This window comes from Draconibacterium halophilum, assembly GCF_010448835.1.
Classification (GTDB): Bacteria; Bacteroidota; Bacteroidia; order Bacteroidales; family Prolixibacteraceae; genus Draconibacterium; species Draconibacterium halophilum.
This window is the reverse complement of the sequence record NZ_CP048409.1, coordinates 1,420,492-1,437,853: the sequence shown is the minus strand read 5'-3', so window position 1 is coordinate 1,437,853 and position 17,362 is coordinate 1,420,492. Positions and strand designations below refer to the sequence as shown.

Below are 17,362 nucleotides of genomic sequence, written 5' to 3'. Positions count from 1 at the left end.
AACGCATCGCCCCCCATTCTATGTAAAATAATAGCACTATCCTGAAAATGGAAATTGAAGTTAACCGGGCTTTCTGTAATTTTTTATTCAGAGTTTTTACTAATTGATGAGATATAGCCTTAACAACAATTAAAAATTAAAATCAAATACATGCACTATGAAAGTTGACAGACGTAATTTTAATAAACAAGTGGTATGTTTGCAGCAGGAAGTATTGTTTTACCTCCGCTTGTGCAATCGTGCCAAAACGTACAAATTTCAGCTGACGTGAAAAGTTATTTAGACCATTTTGAAGTGACTCCCGAGATGTTGCAAAAAGTTATTGCAACGGCCATGAATAAAGGCGGCGATTATGCCGATCTGTTTTTCGAGCATAAAATTACCAACAGCTTAGCTCTTGAAGACGGGAAAGTAAACCGGGCGTATTCCAATATTGATTTTGGAGTTGGTATCCGTGTGTTAAAAGGCGACCAAACCGGTTTTGCCTATTCAGAGAATATCGCTATTGACGACATGCTCAATGCGGCAAAGATGGCTGCCAATATTGCCAACAGCAGTGCCAATTTTACTGCTGCCGAATACAACGAAAAACTGCCTGCCAACTACTATAAAATTTCGAAAAAGTGGGAAGATGTTTCGGTGAAAGACAAAGTGCCTTTTGTACAAAAGGTAAACGATAAAATATTTGGCCTCGATGAAAAGGTTATAAAAGTAAATGCCGGAATGAGTGATGAAAGCAGTTACGTAATGTTTTATAACTCGGAAGGACGCTTAACTTACGACTACCGGCCGATGATCAGCTTTTATGCAGTTTGTGTTATGCAAGAAGGTGAACAAATTGAAAATGCTTATTCTGCACGCTCTGTTCGCAAAGGTTTCGAATGGCTCACCGATGATTTGATTGACGAGCTGGCCAACGAAGCTGTTGATAAAACCAACCTGTTGTTTAAAGCCGGAAAACCAAAAGCAGGCGAAATGCCCGTAGTTTTAGGTGCCGGAGGTTCGGGCATTCTGTTGCATGAGGCGATCGGACATACATTTGAAGCGGATTTTAACCGAAAAGGCACATCTATTTTTAGCGATAAACTGAATAAAAAAGTGGCTGAGAATTTTATAAACATCATAGATGATGGGACACTGCCAAACGACCGTGGCGCCATAAACATTGACGATGAAGGTAACGACGTACAAAAAACTTACCTGGTAAAAGACGGGATGTTGAACAGCTACCTGCACGACCGTATTAGTGCCAAGTATTATGGTGTTGAACCAACCGGTAATGGTCGTCGCGAATCGTTCCGCCACATGCCGCTGCCGCGTATGCGTTCTACTTACATGGAAAACGGCCCGCACACCATCGAAGAAATTTTTGCAGCGGTTGACTATGGTGTTTATGTCGATAATTTCAGCAACGGCGAAGTTAAGATCGGTGCCGGCGACTTCACATTCTTTGTGAAATCGGGTTACATTATCGAAAACGGAAAACTCACCACTCCTATTAAAGACATTAATATTGTTGGTAACGGACCGCAGGCTTTGGCCGATATTTCGATGGCTGCCAACGACTACAAAAACGACAGTGGCACCTGGACCTGTGGAAAAGACGGACAATCGGTTCCAGTAACACTTGGTCTGCCAACTGTTTTAGTGAAAAAAATGACTGTTGGAGGAACAAATGCATAGTTCAGTCTTAGCTGACAGTCTTAGTATTCAGTTTAGAATAACCTGGCAGCTAAGATGATCTTTTATATTATGAATTAAAATTTTACACAGGATGACAACAAGACAACAAAAAGACAAAAATTCTTCGGTCTTCTGTCTTCAGTCTTCCGTCTAATTTTCAAATTATGACAAAAGAAGAAAAATATACATTGGCAAAATGGGCTATGAATCATGCACTTGAAAATGGAGCCCAAGAAGTAAGCGTAAGCATAGCAAACAGCCAAAGCAGCAGCGTTGAGGTACGCGAAGAAAAGATCGACAAACTGGAACAAGCTATCCAAAACAATCTTTCCATACGTTTATTTGTCGACAAAAAATACTCATCACATTCAACCAGCCGATTAAACAAAGAAGATCTGTCACGATTTATTGAAGAAGCAATTGAAGGCACAAAATACCTTTCGGAAGATGAGTTCAGAACACTTCCCGACCCGGAACTTTATTATAAAGGAAACGGCCAAGACTTGGGCTCGTTAGACAAAAATTTTGGGAACGTTGATCCGGAAGAAAAAATACAGCTTGCCTTTGCTGCCGAGAAGGAAATTTTAGGAAGTAACGAGCGCATCATATCTGTTTCCAGTAGTTATTACGATGGATTAAACTCGCGGGTAATGGTAAACAGCAACGGATTTGAGGGCGATACAGCCAACTCGTATTTTGGCCTACATACTAACGTTTCGGTAAAAGGCGATGGCGATGCTCGTCCCGAATTTGGCTGGAGCGAAACCGCCATAAAATACAATGACCTGACCAAAACAGGAACCGGAACAACAGCACTAAAAAGAGCATTGGATAAAATCGGTGCTGAAAAAATTGAGTCGGGAACCATGCCAATGATCGTTGAAAACCGTATGGTTGGCAGGATTTTCAGTCCGCTCATTAATGCACTAAACGGCTCTGCAATTCAGCAAAAAAACTCCTTCCTTATCGATAAATTGGGAGAGAAAGTAGCTTCGGAAAAATTAACCTTAACTGATGATCCTTTTATTATTGGAGGACGCGGTTCGCGCTTGTTTGACGGCGAAGGAATTGCCACGAAAAAACGTACGGTTTTTGAAAAAGGGGTTTTAAAAACGTATTACATCGACACCTACTACGGCAAAAAACTGGAAATGGAACCCAACAGCGGATCAACAACAAACCTTGTTTTTGAAACAGGCAATAAAGACCTTGACGCATTAATTGCATCGGTAAAAAGGGGAATTTTTGTTACAGGGTTTAACGGAGGTAACAGCAACGGATCAACCGGTGATTTCTCGTATGGTATAGAAGGATTTTTAGTGGAGAATGGCGAGATTGTAAAACCGGTTACCGAAATGAACATTACCGGAAACATGAAAACCTTGTGGGCAAACATTGGAGAAATTGGTAACGATGTGCGGGATGACTCTTCGTGGCGCACACCATCGATTCTCTTCAACGATGTTGATTTTAGTGGATTGTAAAAGCAACACTATAAAAAAAAGAGCCGTTCTGTAATTTTCAGAACGGCTCTTTTATTTTATAATAACTAAATACGCTTATTGCTTTACAACAAGCTTTTGTGTATCACTCACACCATCTATCACTGTTTTAACCAAGTATATTCCAGCTTCAAAATTCGATATATCTAATTTAATTTTATCAGTGTAACGAAATGTTTCTTGCATGAGCATCTTTCCACCAATATCAAATAAAAATAAATCCGACTTCTCGTTAAAACCTCCCAAATCAACAGTTAACTGAGTGTTTGCCGGATTGGGATAGATAGTAATATTAGCTGATTTCTCTTCGTTTTCGTTTGCACCTAACACATAGTCTAAAACACAAACAGAAATAGTATCGGTAGCATAAAGTCCTTCCGAATCAACTGCTTTTATAACAATATTAACACACCCAGTATCAGCAATAGCTGGCTGAAATGTCAGCGAATCGTTTGAAAAACCAGCCCACACCGGCAACTCGTCTGTTCCTTCTTCATAAGCAGAAAAACTCAACTCTTCGCTATCGCTATCGTCAAAATACTCACCCAGAACTGAACTTAAATAAATACTTTCCGTTTTATCTGCATTCACTTCAACATCTTCGATACCTGTTACCAAAAAGGGCGCATTATTAGTAGCACCAACAAATAAAGTAAATGTCTCTTCTGTTTTGCGCTGTTGATCGTCTTCCACAGCAATTGCTATTTGCGAAGAACCTTCAACTCCGGCTACAAGCCCGATTTCAAGAATTGCTTTTGAAATGTTTCCACAATAAATAACATTTACATACGATACCAAATTATCATTATCTGCAACTGCACTAAGTGATAATTCGCCTGCGGCGCATGCGTTTCCATAAATTCCGGTTAATACTGTATTAACGTCATGAGTTGTAGTGGTTATATGCATATTCTCCACGGCATCAATCACCGGGTTTTCATTTTCCGATACTACTGATATAGTGAATGTCATCGTATCTGAGTTCCCGGCTTCATCAATTGCCACCCATGTTTCTTCCCAATCGCCTGTTGCATAACTGGCTTCCGCGCCTCGCCCTGATAACAATTCAAGTGAAGCAATACAAGCTTCATCTACCAAAATTTCAGGATAGTTAACTGTTGTTTCACAGCTGCCCGCAGGAATTACAACATCAAAATCTTCTACGGCCTGAATAACCGGCGCAATATCATCAATCAGGGTTATTACCTGTGTATATTTTGTGCTAACATTTCCCGAATTGTCCGTTACTATCCACGTATTTGTGTAAGTTCCTACCTCACTACAACCGGCATCAGCAACAAACACACCTGAGGTTTTTTCGATATCAGAAACATCAGAATCACAGTTGTCATCAGCAACCGGAGCAAGACTCTGTGCTTCATCAATAGCTACCAGATCGCTGTAAGCTATTGTACGATTTAAAGCAGAAGAATTCGTTGTCCAATAGGGAGCCTCGTCGCGAATCGTAAATGTTGCTCCATGAAACACCAAGGTATAGTTTGAATTTAAACTAAGTGTTCCCTGTAAGATATCGTATTCACCCAAATCTTCGCCAGACTCACGAGTAAGATGTCCGGAGAAAGAATCACCTGAAACTAAACCGGGAGAAACTGAGTAAGTAAGTGACGGATCATTTTGGTTACAATCTTTACTGCGGTCGTTTGCATTAACAGTAACGGTCTTTTTGGTGATATTGGCACTTAACCCAGTTGGCTGTGTTAAACTGTAATTACCTCTGCTTGTTCCGGATAAAGTAATTGCTGCGGTAACGGAGATGTTTGTACCTACATTTTTCTGGCTAAAATTACCAACTGCATTTCCAATTGAAACATTGTCGCCACTTATGGCACCAACAAGACTTGCACCTGTTATAGAAGCACTTGTTGTTCCATCGTATACCTTATTCGATGCACTTGCATTGGAAACCGTTAGATTCTTTTTACTGATTGATGCTGTTATTGTTTCAACCTTTGTAAATTCGTAGCTTCCAGCATCAGAGCCACTGATGGTAATATCTCCTGTAACTGTTTTGCCGGTTCCAACATTCTTGTTAGCAAACTGTCCATTGCCTGCAGTAATTGTAATATCTCCATCTACGCTACCGCCGCTAACAGTGTAGCCAACAACGGCATCAGAAGTGGCATCATATTGTTTGTCTTCTGCCGTAAGATTAATAGTACGTTGCAGCTTCACACTAATATTTGTATATGCCGATTCGTTATCGGTGAAAACATTATAAGGCGAGTTACTTGTAAATTCAATTGTAGCATTGTACTCCGTTCCTGTGCTGGAATCCCAAATTTTTATACCGATATCGTGCCCTACGGTATACCCGGTGCCAGCTCCGTCGGCTTTTGCAGCAGCAATTTGCTCAGGCCCCGAGAAAGTTCCGTTTAGCTGAAAAACACCGCAACAAATATTGCCGTCGAAAACAGCAATTTCATCGCCACTACCCAAGTCAACTCCTCCGATTTGTGCTTCAAAAACATAAACATTCATGTAGGTTTGAGGCTGAGAAGTATAATCTACTGTAAAATGTTGAGCAAACAAAGGTAAGCATGCCCAAACAAGTGCTGTAACTATTAAAAACTTCTTCATCATTTTTCTTTTTTTGTGTGATGAAACCGAAGCTTACTTCGTAAATGTTTCTGCTTCGGTTTCTACTATTTATATCTTGTTATTGTTTTAAAACATTACCACTGTATTTTCCATTTACACGGATATAATACAAGCCTGGTTTAACGGATACTCCAGTCTGATTTTTACCATCCCAGCGAACCTTATCATGTCCGGTTGACATACCATAATCGATCGTTCTTACTTTTCGTCCCTGAATATCATAAATATCAATATCCAGATCATCACCCTCAGGCTGTACAACTTCAATCACCATCATTGTGGTAAACGGATTCGGATATAATTTCACTCCGTAAACATTTGAATTCCGCTCGTCCACCTCGTTAATCTCCAATTCTCCAGACAGTGCAATAACAGATGTTGCTCCTATTACAAACTGCTCAGGGCCACCGATTACGTCGAATTCTACTACCTGCTTCTGGTTACCGCGCAGTACACTTACTGAATATTTATTACCGCCAACGAAACCATTTGCTTCGCGCTCCATTCCATCGTTTGATGAAACCGGGATACTAATCATGTTATTCAAATAACTGTAATCATCAAGTGTTACTGCTCCCACACAAACGTCGCCATCAAATATTCCAATCTGATCGCCAGTTCTAAATCCAGTCTCATACAGTTCGGTCAGTACAACATTCATATGATTGAAACCATTACCCGAGAATACAGGCTTAAAGCTTGTAGAAGCAAGCAGGTCAGGCACTGTTGTTAATGATTTTGTTCCCACCTCATTAATAGTAAGTGTACAAGCTTGCGAAACCTTAACCTTATATCCTTTTCCAGGTACAAAATTACCAATGAAGTTATACCAGCTACCCGCTAATTCTTCAATAGCACTACCTCTCTCGTCCATGGCTTTCAACAGATATCCATCGTCAATCAATGCCTGAAGAACATCTTTTGCGTTCTGTTCATTTAAGGAAGGGAAGGAAACCATATTCCACCCCTGAACCAATTCAATGTCCATTGGTAAATCAACTGGAAGTCCCTGAACATTCAGTGATGTATTTTCACTTACCTTCAGTTGGTAACCTTCAGTAAACAACAGATCACCGATGCTTTCGAACCAGGTGTCTCCACCAAGGTTTTCAATGGTTCTTCCCTGCTCGTCCATCACCTTCAGAAGAGTTCCTGCATCAATAAGTGGCTGAAGGACATCAATCAATTTAGTTGATCCGTTCGGTTTGATACCCACCGAAATTATGTTCCATCCTGCAGTAAGATCAAGATTTTGCTCCCGTTGCAGAGATACGATACTTGCTGTAGCAGAGCCGCTTGTTGAAACCAATGTATATTGTTCGGCATCTGAGCCCGCAAGAGCAATTCCCGTAACTGTTACATTTTTATTGTCACCTATTTCAGCATCTTCAAACAGTGCACTTACATATGTTAACTGGACATCGTCGCCGCCACGGAAGTTCCCTGATAAAGTAACTGTTGCATCTATATTTCCATCGTATTCTTTATCTTCAGCTACAATGGTTACAGTTATTGGTGCCGCAGAAATAACACGGTTTGGTCCGGTTTTCCAGTGGTCTCTACTAGCCTCAAGTACATAGTTATTCATATCTGCTCCACCTGTAATATTTACGCTATTGTAAATAACCACTTTTTCTGTACCTACTGATGCATCTTCAAAATCAGCATCGCGCTGGAATGACAGGTTATCTCCCGGCACACGGTCATCATCAAACCCTAATCCTGTTGCAACGGTAGTTCCGTCATACAACTTGTTATCAGCTGCAAAGTTGCTAAGGTGAAGAATCCGTTTTTCTACAGTAAGAGTAGCATCATCATAGCCTACATCATAGTTTGAAAGTTTAAATCCTCCACTTCCACTTTCACTATCTGCATCAATCGAGATGGTGTAAGTTCCAATATCAGCTAAACGAGCCTCACCGGCACTTGTAAATGTAACGCCATCAATAGTTTCACCAATGGCCATTCCGTCACCTTCGGTTGTGCTAACTGTAAACTCAATAGTACCTAGCGTCCAGTAATCAGTATGTCCAGCACCTGCGTCCGGACCATTTCCATAGGTCTTGGTCTGGTTGTTGGCTACAAGAGTAATGGCACGTTCTGTAATTTCAAACTCTGCACTAGTTAAAGTAATATTATAGTTTGTATTTGATAAAGTTCCTAAAGTATAGGCGTAACCTCCAACATCTTCACCTACCACACGATCCAAGTCTCCTGTAAATCCAATTACAGAATTATTGGCCAGTACGGAATCAACTTCCGGATATGAAGTCCATGTATATTCAGGATCATCTTCCCCGTAGGTTTTGCTTTGGTCTGCATCGGCAGTTATCGTTACATCCAACTGAGTGATTTCCAAACTATCCAATTCGTAGGTGATGTTGTAGTTCGAGTTGTCCAAACTTCCCTGTCCGATGTGGTAGAAACCTACATCTTCGCCAGCTGCACGGTCCAGTGATCCACTGAAACCAATTACTTCAGCGTTGGCAAGTTGTGCTCCTACAGCAGGACTTGAAACGAATGTAAATTCAGGGTCCACTTCACCGTAGATTTTGCTTTGGTCTGCATCGGCTGTTACCGTTACATCCAGTTGAGTGATCTCCAAACTATCCAATTCATAAGTGATGTTGTAGTTCGAGTTGTCGAGACTTCCCTGCCCGATGTGATAGAAACCAACATTTTCACCAGCAACACGGTCGAGTGTTCCGGAGAAAACAATGCTCTCACTATTTGCAAGTGTTGTTTCTACCTCAGGACTCGAAGTGTATGTTAATGCCGGATCAAGATCTCCATAAGTTTTCACTTGATTGGCATTGGCTGTTACCGTTACATCAAGTTGCTGAATTTCCAAACTGTCTAACTCATAAGTAATATTGTAGTTTGAATTATCCAGACTTCCCTGATTTATATGATAAAAACCAACATCTTCGCCGGATACACGAGCGAGTGCCCCGGTAAACTCAACTATTGAGTCATTAGCCAACACATAGTTAACTGCCGGAGTTGAAGTAAATGTTAAAACAGGATCTGTTTCGCCGTAAACTTTTGACTTAGCAGTAGCTGTAACGGTTACGGTTAATTGTTCAATATCGAAAGTATTGGCATTATCAAAAGTTACCTCGTAGTTCGACTCGGTGTTTACGCTACTTCCATTAACAATCGTTAATGTATTCTTATTAACCGTATAGCTAGCTACAGTTTCACCGGCATCGCGGGAAAGTTCTCCTGTAAAGGAATCACCGCTTGCCAAGCTACCTGATGCTATAGAATAAGTATATGAACCAGGATCAATATCACCGTAAGTTTTACTCTGATCGGTATCTACTGAAACCGTCAACGCACGTTTCGAAATCTCTCCTGTATTATCATCAACATAGCTAATAGCATAGTTGTCGCCACTGTTTCCGTCATTAATTACAGCACCTGAAGCAGAAAGTGTTTTACCTGTGCCCACGTTCTCATTGTCGTATACCTGCGATCCTTCACTTGTTACAAGATCGTCGCCCAAGAGGGCGTCCACCACAGGTGTTTCGTCTGACGAATTAGTTCCATCATAAGTTTTCGTATCGGTAACAGCAGTCACATTTATCGGATATTGACTTATGGTAGCCATAGTAGAGTCCATCCAGATTGTGGCACTTCCATCGTTTTCGCCATCAGTAGCAAATAGATAGTTGCCGGCGTCGGCACCTCCCGAAATTGTGACTTCGTAGATTACTGTTGTATCAACTCCACTATTTCCATCCCAGTTTACATGGCGACTAACAAAATTAGCTGTTGTATCAAAAGTTAGCTCATCACCACTTATTAAGTCAGTTTCAAACGAACTGATATAAGCTGTATCAGTTGCATCGTAAACTTTATTATCAACAACAAAATTGCTAAGTGTTAACGGATATCTTGTAATTTCCAAACTATCCTTCTCATAAGTAATAGCGTAGTTGGCAGTTTTATCTGTACCATCGCTTATTACAAGTCCGGATTGTAAGATATCATAGAAACCAACATCTTCGCCAGATTCACGGGTAAGTACTCCTGTAAATTCATCGCCGTTTACTAACGAATCTTTAGAAGCATCGCCGGTGTAAACTGTACTGAATGTAAACGTTGGGTCAGTATTACTATCATTGCTATACACTTTATTTTGTCCGGCATCAACTGTTATGGTAATTGGTCGTGGTTCAACAGTAAGTGTACCATTTACATAGGTAATGTCATAATAACTGGTATCGATTCCGTTTATTCCAGTTGCATCGTCCGGAACGATATCATAATCGTCAACAACTGCAGTCTCTGCGGTTCCGGAACTTGTTAGTGTAACACTTGTGATTTGTTCATCTCCAGCATAAATATTTGGATCAACGTAGCTGGTTATTCCACTCGTTACCGTAAACTCGGTATTACCTAAGTCATAGAAATCGCCATAATATTGTTTGGTTTGGTTGTGAGCTGTAATAATAATTGGCCTTGCCAAAACCTTTATCTTATGCTGAGAACCATTCTTGGTAGGTTGATCCTGATCAATCACAGTAACCCACCATTCTTCAATTTCAGGATATTGAGGATGTTCGAAAGTTGGGCGTTCAAAAAGAATTGCATCCGTGAAAGTATGAATTCCGCTATCGGCAGCAGTAAATGTATAATCGTGTGGATAGTTGTAACCTGCATCTTCATACTCACTTGCTTCTGCATCGGTTAAACTAAAGGTGATTGTACCTGTATAATTAATTTTACGGTTTCCATAAAAATCAATTGCTTCAACGGTAACAGATTGTCGATCTCCATAGTAATGTTCAGTCCAACCTTCACCTACCTCTGTTCCTACCCCGGTAACAATAAATTCTTTCAAAGCAGCTGGCTTCACCTCCAGGTTATATACGGCATCATCTATTCCTGTGTCGCCATCAGCAATTGTTGTATTATCAGAAGCCGAAATTGTGTGTACTCCCTCATCCTGAGAGAAATACCAGAAGTTTTTAGAAATACTGCCATCAGTAAATCGAATTGTATCGAGAGCAGAATCACCAGTTTCTACATTAAAGAATGTAGAGCTGGCATCGCTACTACTTGAATATAAATATACGATTTCAGGATCTGAACTATCATCGCCGTTGCTTAGAACCAGATTATTCACCTCATTATCGAATGCATCAAAACGTTTCACGGTAAAAGCACCGCGTTGTCCTCCCGCATAAATATAATTAGGTGTAGAAGTGTAAACGTAATAATCAGTCGCGTTGTGATCAACTGTAATATTATTCGAATTAACCGTAGTTAATTCCGGATTTGCATCAAAGTCGATGGAAATTGTTTCCATTACCTCATAACTCAGGTTGGTATACGTAACCGTACCATTCGATGCAGTAATTGTATCCGTACCTACCAATTCGCTTGTTCCGGTATTAATAGTTGCCACAACTATAGTTGTATCGTCGGCAGTGGTAATATTACCATACGCATCGCGAATACTGATAACCGGTTGTGTTGCTAAAGCATCTCCGGCACGAACATAAGTCGATGGCTCTGTATCAATTCTTAATTGAGTAGCATTATTGTGGTCAACATCTAAAGCCAAACAATATTCATAAGTATTACTATCAAAAACAAGAGATTCTGATTTTATTCCCTCCGAACCACTGGTCCAGTCTGCAGCAGCAATTGTAATACCTGCTTCGGCGGCGTAAAGTGTCATGCTTGCTGTAGCAATACCATTAGTAAAGTCAAGTGGTGTATCCGAGCCAAAATCAACAGCATCAACTTCAGGGACATCGGAATCTACAGAATTTAATGCTCCGCTAAAGCGAATAGTTGTTCCGGTATATCCGGTTGCAATGTTGTTATAAGCATCGTAAGCAGTAACAACAATAGTATTCGCATCGCCTGCTGTAAGCGGCGACGAAGCTGTTTCCAAACGAACTGAAAGTCGGTCTTCAGCAGCATGATTTACTGTTGCATCCAAAGAGTAATCATAGTCCGTTTCAACAATAGTAATTTCACTATTAATTGTTCCATCGCTTACTGTAATATTATCATTACGAACTGTAAATAAGTTCAGCGTTGCTGTTGCCTCTCCATTGCTGAAGGTTATATCGGTAGCTGTTCCAAATTGTGTGTTATCCATTTCTGGAGTAACAAAGTAGAACGGCTGACTAATTGGGTCACCCGAATCGGCAAATGTTAATGATTTAGTACCATCATAATCTAATGCAACGTTATTGTATTGGTCATAAGCAGTAATGCCTACTGAAACATCCGCTCCGGCAGTAATTGCGCCTTCAGTCCAACCTGTTCCGTCGCCATTGTCTAATGCAAGATATGCAGCAGTTGCATTGTCTACATCTACATCCAATCCGTAGTCGTATCCTGTTGAATTGTGTGTAAACTCCGAATCAATGCTTCCGTCATTAACATCTACATTAATCGCTTCGTCCTTATAAAGTATCATTGACAGCGTAACTGTACCATCAGTAAAAGTAGCACTGGTTGCAGTTCCAAAATCGGTTGCGGCAACTGTTGGATTCACTGAAGGTGTTCCATCAGAAGAAGCTGCACCGCTAAAGGTTAAGCTCTTTTCTCCAGTATAGTTAGTAGCAACATTATTAAATGCATCGTAGGCGGTGATAGTAATATCCTGAGCAACACCGGCTGTTTGTGTAGCACTACCGGTTACCGCCAAATAAGCAGCACCTGCTTGCGAAACGTTTACATCAAGCCCATCGTCAAATCCTTCTCCATTGGTAGCATCAATGCTTATTGAATTAGTTCCGGTATAAGAACCATCCACGAAATCAGCTGAGTGGTTTGCCTGAATATAAGCCTCTTCTTCTTTATACAACACCATCGCTGTAGTTGCTACACCGTCGGCAAATGTTAAACTTGTAGCAGAACCAAACTCGGTTCCTTCAGCAGTTGGAACATATTCAGGAGATGGCGAACCAGTAGCTCCGCTAAATGTCAATGATTTTGCTCCATCAAAACGGGTTGCAACGTTGTCGTATTCGTCATAAACCGTAATTGTAATTTCCTGTGAAGTACCTGCAATTTGCGATCCGGTTCCGGTTATTACCATATAGTCCGGCACATTATGAACTACGGTTAAGGTATTTGATGTAACAGCTGTTAATGAACCCGAAGTAAATTCGATGTTCATGTCTTCGTCAACCTCATAATTTAAACCGCTAAAGGTTGCAATACCATCAACTACGGTAGCCGATAAAGTACCGAACAATTCATCAGAGCCGGTTGAGCCAGTTGCTGCATGAATAGTTGTTGTATCGTCGGCAACAACAATATTTCCCCACTGGTCTTGCACACTTACCTGAGGTTGTGTACTAAATGCCACTCCGGCAATAGCCTCAGTAGTTGAATGTGCCGGTTGTGTTTCAATGGCCAGTTGAGTAGCCAAACCTGGCAAAACATTAACGGTTGCATTATCATCGATATTTTCGGTAACATCGCCTGCTCCATTATTATATGTTATTGCTCCTGTAATTGTCGCTAATCCTGTTCCGGCATCAGCCAATTTAAAGGTGGCAATGTACGTTCCGCTGTCGCCAACCGCATCGTATGTTGCTTCAATAGTTGTTGCTCCTTGTGAAGTTCCATTATCAATTACACCAATTAGGCTGGTTGATAAAGTAACCGTTCCCCGGTCGTTTACAATTAAATTCCCAAACTGGTCTTTCAACTGAACGGTAACCGTTGTAGAATCGTCGGCAGTAATTTCGGCATCAGCCACGCTGATGTCGATAGTAGTCACATCTGGCAAACCTTCAAATATTACTACCTGCTCTATTGTATTGGATGGTGTTGAAGCACCATCATTCAGAGTGCCTGAAACAGAGAGAGCAGAAGCATCGCCTGTAAACTCAGCTGTTAAGTCGGCTGTTCCTACACCATTTACGGGTAAATTCTGGGTTCCATATAATGTTGCAGTATAAGCACCGCCACTGGTATAAGTTGTTTCCAGACTTTGACTTCCGGAACTACTTCCCAGTGTTCCCAGTGTAGTATACAAAATAACTGTACCCCGGTCGTTTTGTATTAAGTTTCCTAAATGATCTTCTAACTGAACTGTGATATCAGAAGTTTCATCGGTAGAAATCTGATCATCACTGGCTAATATGGTACTTGTAGTTAAATCGGGTAACCCTTCAGTTATATCTACAGTTGGTTGCGCCGTAAAATCACCATCTGTATGATTTACATCATCTGTAAAGTCAGCTTCAGCCGAAATTGTTGCAGTACCAACACCATGCGTTGTTGCATCATAACTGGCATACAATGTAGCAGTATAAGCACCGTTGACGGCATAAGTAGCTTCATAGTCAGTAGCATCGCCATTATTGGTTTCAAAACCACCTTCAGTTGTGCTAAAAGTTATGTTACCATCATTGGTAGTTCGGTTGTTGCCAAACTGGTCTTTCAGCTGCAAAGTAACCACAGTATTTTCATCGGTAGTAATACTGTTTACAGCAGGTGTTATTGTTGACACTTCCAATGAAGGAACATCCGGTTCTGCAACTTCAACACTTAGCGTTGTCGACAAAGTGGTTCCGTTTACAATAGCAGTAATCTCATTGGTTTGCGACATATCGGTTACACGTACAGAAGCACTGTAGGTACCATCGTGATTATCAACAACCGGAATAGTTACTAATGCAGGAACACCATTTTCTACTGTTCCGTCGTGATGTTCATCCACTCCGTTCAGCAATATGCTAACGTTTTGGCAATCGCATAGAAGGTTATTTCCTGCATCGCGCGGAGTAATAGTTACCGGAATATAATCTCCGGCTACTACTACTGGTGTTGACGGATAAGTAGTTACTGTAGGATAGTTAGCAAATATCAATTCAGAAGAACTGGCATCTTGCGTATATGGCCCAACAATAATGTTTTGTAGTTCTCCTGTTTTTGTTGGGTCAGATGAATCACCTACGCGTAACCAATAGGCACCGATAGTTGGGATAGTAATGGAATTAGTATAGGTTACAATACCACCATCAGTTACATCATATTCCTGTAAGCCAGTAGGATAATCAACAATAAAATCATTAGATGCTTTAAACTTGATAGATCCCTCGTAATCACGCTTAATATTATTGTACTGGTCGCGTGCAGTAACAGTAACACTAAAAGGTAGGGTTGCCGTTTGTCGAACACCGCCAATATCGTTATTTTGGGTAGGAGATTCCTGTATGAGGAAATTATCCAGCTCCTCAGGCCATACAGTAATAACAGAAGTCGATCCTTCACTCCCCGTTAAAGTTTCATTAATAGTAATGGTTGGTGTTTCCTGAGCATTGTACAATGTAAAACCCGAAATGATTGCTTCACCTGCAGTAAAGGTCTTAGCCCCGGTTGCAGGTTTTACAATGGTATTACCCAGTGGCGATGGCGAAGCATTGGTAGAAAAAGTAACATCCAGGTCTCCTGTAAAGTCTACCTTTTTGTTGCCAAATTCATCATATAATTCCGCCAATACCGAAAAGTCGCTTCCCACAATCACATTATTATCCGATGGATATGTAGCCGTGTTTGAAAGCGCTTTTAGCTGATAATAATTTAATTCAGCAGTGTATACAGAGATATCATCCTGTTGGCCTTCAGCCGTAGTAGTGGTAATATCATTTACTTTCACATAGTAAGTGCTGCCATATTCTTTAAGACTAACGCCATTTGTAAATGTATGAATACCTCCATCAATTGAAGTAAAAGTATAATCAGAAGGTAAAACAGTTGGTTTATTCACATTTGGGCTAACATTATCAGAACTAAACGTAATTGTACCAGTATAATCATACTTCACGTTATCATACTCATCGTAAGCCGTAACAGTAGGACTTGTGGTTTCTCCGGCTTCATGCGGATCGGTGATTCCTGCAACAGTGAAATAATTAATTGCTGCTGGTGTAATGGTAAATGTTGCAGAATTAAGGGCACTAAAAGTTCCGTTAGTACCGCCACCAGCATCACTTACAGTTAAATAATAATTTCCTGTCAAAGTAATTGTAGGTTCGGCGATGGTAACCACACCACTTGATAAAGTTCCCGATAAAGTTTGAACGGTTGTTCCATCGGCCTTCTTAACTGCCACAGATATGGCACGGTCGGAATTAATTACCCGGTTACCCAAATTATCGATGGCTTCAACTGTAAAAGTATTGCCAACTCCAGCTACACGGTTCGTCGGTTGCACCGCAAACCTAAAACTGTTTACAGCAAACGAAGCTGTTCGGGTAAAACTTGATGTTACGTTTGCATCGCTTCGCGGATTACTCGTGCTGTAATCACTCCATTGAACAAAATGATACCCGGCATCAGGAATAGCCGATACTGAACTTGTTGTTCCTCCATGATCTACAATCTGCGTAGTTGTACCACTTAAACTACCATTACTTCCGGCAGTATAAGTTACAGTATGATCGGTATAAAAACTTGTTGAGCTTCCATATGTCGTTCCGCCATCGTTGCTAGCCCACGCCCTTACATAGTAACGAGTTGAACCTGCAAGCCCCGTTTGGCTATACAAAAAAGAACCAGTTCCTTGAGTTCCGGATAGTGTTCTGGTTGTTGCTCCACTAAACGATGAACTGGTGCTATATTGAAAGCCCCGGGTAACATTTTGCCCGCCCGTATTGGTTACATTACCATTAAAGGATGCCGTAGTTTCACCAATACTTGTTGTAGTATTAGTTGTAACACTTGGTGGAGTATAACTCTGTGTAGTAAACGAAATTTGCGGACCATAAGCTGTACCAACGCTGTTGGTTGCGTATGCGCGGGCATAATAGGTTGTTCCTGGAGTAAGGCCTGTAACACTTGTACTAAAAGAACCCGTTGTACCAGTAACCCCAGCTCCAGTAGTTGGATTCGAAGATGTTCCATAAGCAACACCTCTTGCTGCTACAGTAGCACCACCATCATTCGTTACATTACCTCCCAGAGTAGCTCCCGTTGAAGAAATTGATGAAGCAGAATTAGTACTTACTGTTGGCAATAGCTTAACAGATGCGGCACTAACTCCATCTCCCGAAATACTGAAATAAACCGTTCCTGATCGTGTATAGGAACTGTAACTGGTTACTACAATTGTATAAGTACCGGCAGCAAAATAATTATTACATCCACTAATGCTTGAGTTTAAACCACTTCCGCTGTCATCATCACCAACTTTAAAATCAGAATTTGGAGAGGAAGGACTAAAACTGTTGTATATTAACAACATGGGGTCGCTTGCAGTAGTACTTGTTACAGTAATTGAATAGTTTCCTGCAGTACTAACTGTAAACGACTGAGTAGCATAAGCATATTGCGTGGTGCTATTGGCACTAATACTGGTAAAAGTACCATAATAGCCACCACAAACCGATGATCCGGGCCGTGGCCTGTAGAAAAGCTGATTTGATGATAATGTAGCCGAGAAATTTATTGTTCCGGCCAATACGCTACTCAAAGTTCCTATGCTGAAAAGGAGTAGCAGCATAAGTCTTTTAAAGCTAACTTCGTCTTTTAAAAAGTGACGCATTTTGTATAATCTTTTCATAATATTCATT

General features: G+C 40.9%; 4 protein-coding genes. 2 read left to right on the top strand and 2 right to left on the bottom strand.

The window, feature by feature from the left end:
* Positions 1-195 precede the first annotated feature (195 nt).
* Positions 196-1,683, top strand: a complete 1,488-nt coding sequence (locus G0Q07_RS05765; protein ID WP_163345187.1) for a TldD/PmbA family protein — start codon at positions 196-198, stop codon at positions 1,681-1,683.
* A 164-nt stretch (positions 1,684-1,847) separates the two neighbouring features.
* Positions 1,848-3,167 carry a TldD/PmbA family protein gene (locus G0Q07_RS05760; RefSeq protein ID WP_203532679.1) on the top strand — a complete coding sequence of 440 codons (1,320 nt, stop codon included), beginning with the start codon at positions 1,848-1,850 and terminating at the stop codon, positions 3,165-3,167.
* Between the two features lie 75 nt (positions 3,168-3,242).
* Here the strand turns inward: G0Q07_RS05760 and G0Q07_RS05755 are convergent, their stop codons facing one another.
* Together G0Q07_RS05755 and G0Q07_RS05750 are read right to left on the bottom strand one after the other, a co-directional pair.
* Positions 3,243-5,786 carry a YDG domain-containing protein gene (locus G0Q07_RS05755; RefSeq protein WP_163345186.1) on the bottom strand — a complete coding sequence of 848 codons (2,544 nt, stop codon included), beginning with the start codon at positions 5,784-5,786 and terminating at the stop codon, positions 3,243-3,245.
* A gap of 76 nt (positions 5,787-5,862) precedes the next feature.
* Entirely contained in the window at positions 5,863-17,352 is an 11,490-nt protein-coding gene (locus tag G0Q07_RS05750) for an MBG domain-containing protein (RefSeq protein WP_163345185.1), read from the bottom strand.
* Positions 17,353-17,362 lie beyond the last annotated feature (10 nt).